This window comes from Rhizobium terrae, from assembly GCF_003425685.1.
Lineage (GTDB): Bacteria > Pseudomonadota > Alphaproteobacteria > Rhizobiales > Rhizobiaceae > Neorhizobium > Neorhizobium terrae.
The window spans coordinates 272,285-279,644 of record NZ_QJKM01000010.1 but is presented as its reverse complement, the minus strand read 5'-3'; the positions used below and the strand labels follow the sequence as shown (position 1 = coordinate 279,644).

Genomic DNA, 7,360 nt, shown 5'->3' with positions numbered 1-7,360 from the left:
ACCCAGGAGGTAATGTTCAGTGCCGAAAACTGGCCGGTCTTTGATCGGAACGGTGGCCGGCTTCAAATCGGAATGGTGGCCGGTCTTTGATCGGAATGGCGGCCGGCTTCACGTCGGAATCCGCACGCGAGGGAGGCGACGCCGCCGTGGGCGCGTCCTGGCGGCTCTTGGGCGTTTCGACCCACGCCTCCGCGAGGGAGGCGACTCGGCGTACTCTCTCGGATGCACTACAAGTTCAAGTTTCGACCCACGCCTCCGCGAGGGAGGCGACCCTTCCGTTCGTCGTCGACAACGCGCGTTTCGGTGTTTCGACCCACGCCTCCGCGAGGGAGGCGACCTCAGTGGATCGATGTCAAGGCCGTTACCGCTAAGTTTCGACCCACGCCTCCGCGAGGGAGGCGACACGACCTCGGCAACCGTATCCGCACCTCGAAGAAGTTTCGACCCACGCCTCCGCGAGGGAGGCGACTCACGCCCTCAGCGCATTCAGCATGGGATGGATCGAAAACGTTTCGACCCACGCCTCCGCGAGGGAGGCGACGCTTCGAGTGCTGAAATCTGAGCGCGAGCCATATTGTTTCGACCCACGCCTCCGCGAGGGAGGCGACGCAATCCACCTGCTCCCAGCCTGCCAAGATCGTGGGTTTCGACCCACGCCTCCGCGAGGGAGGCGACCTCTGTCAGCCGGTGTCTACGGTCATGACCGTTGGTTTCGACCCACGCCTCCGCGAGGGAGGCGACCGTATCATCCGGTCGGCCCCGTTCTTCAAAAACGTTTCGACCCACGCCTCCGCGAGGGAGGCGACCAATGCGTGGCCGCTCTGCACTACCGACCATGAGGTTTCGACCCACGCCTCCGCGAGGGAGGCGACCAGATCTTCGCGAGCCCATCTCAACCATCACCGCGTTTCGACCCACGCCTCCGCGAGGGAGGCGACCTATCTGCTGCGGACGGATGGCGGCGGGTGCAGCGTTTCGACCCACGCCTCCGCGAGGGAGGCGACTGGCGCGGCGCATCCCGCTCGATCAGCTTTGGTTGTTTCGACCCACGCCTCCGCGAGGGAGGCGACGGCCGGCTTTGGATATGGGACATGCTCGTTTATGACGTTTCGACCCACGCCTCCGCGAGGGAGGCGACATCGGAGGGACCGGCAGAATGAGGATCATCGAAAAGTTTCGACCCACGCCTCCGCGAGGGAGGCGACACCAGTGATGAGACCTTCCTGCAGCGGGACGAAAGTTTCGACCCACGCCTCCGCGAGGGAGGCGACCATCCGGTTTTGAAATCAACCGGCAGCTAGGAAAGGTTTCGACCCACGCCTCCGCGAGGGAGGCGACACCAGCTTTTTCAGCGAGTCGGTGATGGAATCGACGTTTCGACCCACGCCTCCGCGAGGGAGGCGACGTCCTGTTCGTGGACAACTCGGTGCGCGGCGAGATGTTTCGACCCACGCCTCCGCGAGGGAGGCGACCTAGCACTGTGTGCTGGCCGGTAGGCGGCTTGTTGTTTCGACCCACGCCTCCGCGAGGGAGGCGACCCCGGCGAAATTCTGGCAATCGATCGCAATAACCCCGGTTTCGACCCACGCCTCCGCGAGGGAGGCGACAAGGAATGCTGACCTGTCGCAAGACTTGTTTCCTGTTTCGACCCACGCCTCCGCGAGGGAGGCGACCCTAATCTGCCAATCGCTTGGAACTACCCCGGCTGTTTCGACCCACGCCTCCGCGAGGGAGGCGACGCGTGAGCGGTTGCCGCATCCGGTCCGTCAAGATGTTTCGACCCACGCCTCCGCGAGGGAGGCGACTGGGCAACGGGCTACAAGTATATCGAGATGGCCTTGTTTCGACCCACGCCTCCGCGAGGGAGGCGACCGAAGCCGAATGCGACCGGCAAGGAAACGAAGCAGGTTTCGACCCACGCCTCCGCGAGGGAGGCGACACGACCTTCTGGACCCGCTGGCCTTCGTACAACAGTTTCGACCCACGCCTCCGCGAGGGAGGCGACGACCCGCATGGTTCGCCGCGCCGCCGGTCTCGGGGTTTCGACCCACGCCTCCGCGAGGGAGGCGACGCAGCCCCAGCTATCAGACCGGACGGATATGTTGTTTCGACCCACGCCTCCGCGAGGGAGGCGACTACCGTCTGCATTGCGGATCATGCCCCAATCATCGTTTCGACCCACGCCTCCGCGAGGGAGGCGACTACCGTCTGCATTGCGGATCATGCCCCAATCATCGTTTCGACCCACGCCTCCGCGAGGGAGGCGACCTCATCAGGCTTAAAGCGGCCACACTCATTTTGAGTTTCGACCCACGCCTCCGCGAGGGAGGCGACCCTGGGCGGGCTTTTCTTCCGGGAGCTTGGCGAGGTTTCGACCCACGCCTCCGCGAGGGAGGCGACGGCTCCGGCCGGGTGAGGTTCCGGCTATCCTGAAGTTTCGACCCACGCCTCCGCGAGGGAGGCGACGTCTCAACTTGAGACGACCGAGCGGAAGTTGACGGTTTCGACCCACGCCTCCGCGAGGGAGGCGACGGGATGCGCTCAACGAAATGACGCCCGAGGAGATGTTTCGACCCACGCCTCCGCGAGGGAGGCGACGATATGCAATTCATTCACACCGGGGACGATGAGGCGGTTTCGACCCACGCCTCCGCGAGGGAGGCGACGCTCCTCTTGCCTTATTGGGGCTACGTGGAAAAGTTTCGACCCACGCCTCCGCGAGGGAGGCGACCTCCTCGTGCGCAGCGTCGTTATGCAGCTCGAAAACGTTTCGACCCACGCCTCCGCGAGGGAGGCGACAAGAATGGGCCATCGTCGGCCCTCAACTGACGAAGTTTCGACCCACGCCTCCGCGAGGGAGGCGACTCTAAGTTATTGAAGTTGCTGGAGCGGGTGAAGGGTTTCGACCCACGCCTCCGCGAGGGAGGCGACGCAGGCACGACCCCACCGCCCTGTGGTTCGGCGAAGTTTCGACCCACGCCTCCGCGAGGGAGGCGACGAGCCCAGACTTCATGACCGACGCGTTGAAGTTGAAGTTTCGACCCACGCCTCCGCGAGGGAGGCGACACCCTGCCGCGGCTGGACCAGCCAATGCTGCCTGGTTTCGACCCACGCCTCCGCGAGGGAGGCGACCGCTGCAGCTAGGCTCGGCGTCCCCTACGTCAAGTTTCGACCCACGCCTCCGCGAGGGAGGCGACCTCGATCGTCTATGAAGACGTTCATGGGTTCATGGTTTCGACCCACGCCTCCGCGAGGGAGGCGACAGCCGATGTCGAATTCATCCGCATCGCGCTTGGTGTTTCGACCCACGCCTCCGCGAGGGAGGCGACTCGTCGAAGTCGATGCGGTCCAGCGCTTCGGCGTTGTTTCGACCCACGCCTCCGCGAGGGAGGCGACGACACCTTTGGCCAGCCTGGGCCCGCCTTATCAAGTTTCGACCCACGCCTCCGCGAGGGAGGCGACGTTGCGCAACTCGCGTTGCCTTTCCAGAATTTGGAGTTTCGACCCACGCCTCCGCGAGGGAGGCGACCTTCGATCACCTTTACACGCCCACCGATCGACTCGAGTTTCGACCCACGCCTCCGCGAGGGAGGCGACGCATAAAGCCCGGCGCCCGTGCTTTCCCACAGCATGTTTCGACCCACGCCTCCGCGAGGGAGGCGACGGAGACCTGCATGTACAGGATCGACAGCATGTATGTTTCGACCCACGCCTCCGCGAGGGAGGCGACGTGCTGCTGCTGACGCGACGGTGCCGTCGATAGTGGGTTTCGACCCACGCCTCCGCGAGGGAGGCGACGACCCGACGCAGGACCCGAACGGCCCCGGCTTTGACGTTTCGACCCACGCCTCCGCGAGGGAGGCGACTTCGTGAGCAAGTATCTTCTCGGTCGCAAATATACGTTTCGACCCACGCCTCCGCGAGGGAGGCGACTCCGTCGCGTAGGTCTCCCAGCTCGCAACGTCGGTGTTTCGACCCACGCCTCCGCGAGGGAGGCGACAGTTCCCGGCCGTCGAGGGCGAAGCCGATGTCGCGTTTCGACCCACGCCTCCGCGAGGGAGGCGACTCCTTCATCGGCTGACGCACCGCGCCCATGTTGAAGTTTCGACCCACGCCTCCGCGAGGGAGGCGACCGAGGCGGCGTTCCTGCGTCTCAAGCTGGGATCGGGTTTCGACCCACGCCTCCGCGAGGGAGGCGACGTGTTTTCGGCCACGTTGAGCGGAGCCACGATGAGTTTCGACCCACGCCTCCGCGAGGGAGGCGACTCCACGGTTGACCGCCGTAGTTGTTGATGTTGTTGTTTCGACCCACGCCTCCGCGAGGGAGGCGACCGATGCCACTCTTAACCCATACGGTAATAGGGTGACGTTTCGACCCACGCCTCCGCGAGGGAGGCGACGGCGGCGGTCACGCGGTTTCGCCGTGATGAGATCGTTTCGACCCACGCCTCCGCGAGGGAGGCGACAAGTATTGCGCGATATCCGGATCGGTGACCTGCAGGTTTCGACCCACGCCTCCGCGAGGGAGGCGACAGAGCGGCCTCGACTGCCGGATCAAGCGCCATCGGGTTTCGACCCACGCCTCCGCGAGGGAGGCGACCTGAAAGATGACGCCAATAATTTCGTCATCGTTGGTGTTTCGACCCACGCCTCCGCGAGGGAGGCGACCCCAAAAAGCGACCTATATGGAGCACCTATGAGCGTTTCGACCCACGCCTCCGCGAGGGAGGCGACCGAGTCCCATGCGCTTTGCCCATTCGTTGTGAGGTTTCGACCCACGCCTCCGCGAGGGAGGCGACCGATGCGGTACAGCAGCGACCCCACGCCGAGCGGTTTCGACCCACGCCTCCGCGAGGGAGGCGACGACGCGGTATCGGCATCATCCGCGACGATCAGGGTTTCGACCCACGCCTCCGCGAGGGAGGCGACACGACAGCCGTTTTCGCGCTTCTCAGGACCGCCTGCCTGTTTCGACCCACGCCTCCGCGAGGGAGGCGACTCTCGCGGACGATCCGCACCGGCCGCTCAAGTTCGGTTTCGACCCACGCCTCCGCGAGGGAGGCGACCCGAAGCGTGGGTTATGGGTGGACTACCCATCAATGTTTCGACCCACGCCTCCGCGAGGGAGGCGACTTGCAGCCACCTGGCCGTGCAGCAGGTGGCGGCGTGTTTCGACCCACGCCTCCGCGAGGGAGGCGACCCGTCAGGCCGCTTCGTGATGACGAGCTTCGACGAGTTTCGACCCACGCCTCCGCGAGGGAGGCGACCTCCTGAACGCACATGATGACATGACGTTTGTGCTGTTTCGACCCACGCCTCCGCGAGGGAGGCGACCGGGTTTCTGGCGACCGTCAGCGCGATCGCGCTGTTTCGACCCACGCCTCCGCGAGGGAGGCGACACGTGCGGCCTTGAAGGCGGTAGTTCTGCTGGACGTTTCGACCCACGCCTCCGCGAGGGAGGCGACGCTGCGGCCGTCGACGTTGTGCGAGGTGCTCCATGTTTCGACCCACGCCTCCGCGAGGGAGGCGACGACGCGTTCGACGAAGGCTTTTTCTTCCGGCGTGTTTCGACCCACGCCTCCGCGAGGGAGGCGACTGCCGCCTTCGACGCCGCCTTACCACCAGCGCGACGTTTCGACCCACGCCTCCGCGAGGGAGGCGACCCAGGCACAGGGCGTCTCCACCGCTCGGCGGCAGTTTCGACCCACGCCTCCGCGAGGGAGGCGACGTTGCCAAGGCCAAGGGTCTCACCGCCGAGACAACCGTTTCGACCCACGCCTCCGCGAGGGAGGCGACACAAGCCATCTCCGGAAGAGATGGAAATGCAGATGTTTCGACCCACGCCTCCGCGAGGGAGGCGACGCAGATATTGCAGCGTTCCGGATCGCATTGACGTAGTTTCGACCCACGCCTCCGCGAGGGAGGCGACCCCACCCAACAGCGAGACAAGGGAGGGGAGTGATGTTTCGACCCACGCCTCCGCGAGGGAGGCGACAGCTTCATACGATGCGACAAGCTCAGCCATCTGACGTTTCGACCCACGCCTCCGCGAGGGAGGCGACGCCCGCCGCAACACCACCCAGCAGACCGGGTATCTGTTTCGACCCACGCCTCCGCGAGGGAGGCGACGTCGCGGCAGCTAGGCTCGGCGTGCCCTACATCAAGTTTCGACCCACGCCTCCGCGAGGGAGGCGACTCTTTGAACAAATGGATACGCAAGGCTATTGAAGAGTTTCGACCCACGCCTCCGCGAGGGAGGCGACACCCGGAGACTTCACCCCCCGGCGAATCGCAGATGTTTCGACCCACGCCTCCGCGAGGGAGGCGACTATGATCAGATGACCAAGGGAATGGAGAGGGATCAGTTTCGACCCACGCCTCCGCGAGGGAGGCGACACCTTCGGGGGCAGCAGCTATGGGACGATGACATGTTTCGACCCACGCCTCCGCGAGGGAGGCGACAGGACAGAGTAATATAATACTCATAGTAGATGGTTGTTTCGACCCACGCCTCCGCGAGGGAGGCGACAGGTTCACGCCGAGATCATCCATGTCGAAAGACGGTTTCGACCCACGCCTCCGCGAGGGAGGCGACACCCGAGGGCTACCTATTCATTGACGCCGACTTGTTTCGACCCACGCCTCCGCGAGGGAGGCGACTCTCGGAAGAGGACAACGTTCTTGTCGAATTCGTTGTTTCGACCCACGCCTCCGCGAGGGAGGCGACGTCACGGCGGTAGCCTAAGCCAGAAGGACAACACGGTTTCGACCCACGCCTCCGCGAGGGAGGCGACACCGAGACGCAAGGCAAGCTCGGCAAATTCGTGGTTTCGACCCACGCCTCCGCGAGGGAGGCGACCCAGCGTCCTGCCGGAGCTTGTGCCCTTTAAACCGTTTCGACCCACGCCTCCGCGAGGGAGGCGACCGCCTGGAAGCGAGAACTCGGCTTCCTGGAAACTGTTTCGACCCACGCCTCCGCGAGGGAGGCGACTTCCGTCCCCTGGACGATATCTCGGATGTAACCGGTGTTTCGACCCACGCCTCCGCGAGGGAGGCGACGTCTGGTATTCCGCCCGAGCCGCGCTGTTCACCCCGGTTTCGACCCACGCCTCCGCGAGGGAGGCGACCAAGGTCGCCTTTGGTCACTAGCACCAATTCGATGTTTCGACCCACGCCTCCGCGAGGGAGGCGACCTGAGAGAGACGGTCATGGTGTTACTCTCCGTTGGTGTTTCGACCCACGCCTCCGCGAGGGAGGCGACCGTCGGGCATCGAGGCAAGAATTTCCTCGTAGAGTGTTTCGACCCACGCCTCCGCGAGGGAGGCGACCCCTCGCAGCCTCGTGGATCAACAAGCGGGCC

Annotated in this window: 1 CRISPR repeat array (only partly in view). The window is 64.8% G+C overall.

Annotated elements, in window-relative coordinates:
- Window positions 1–173 precede the first annotated feature (173 nt).
- Window positions 174–7,360: a CRISPR direct-repeat array (repeat unit 32 nt; unit sequence GTTTCGACCCACGCCTCCGCGAGGGAGGCGAC) (it continues 502 nt past the right edge of the window).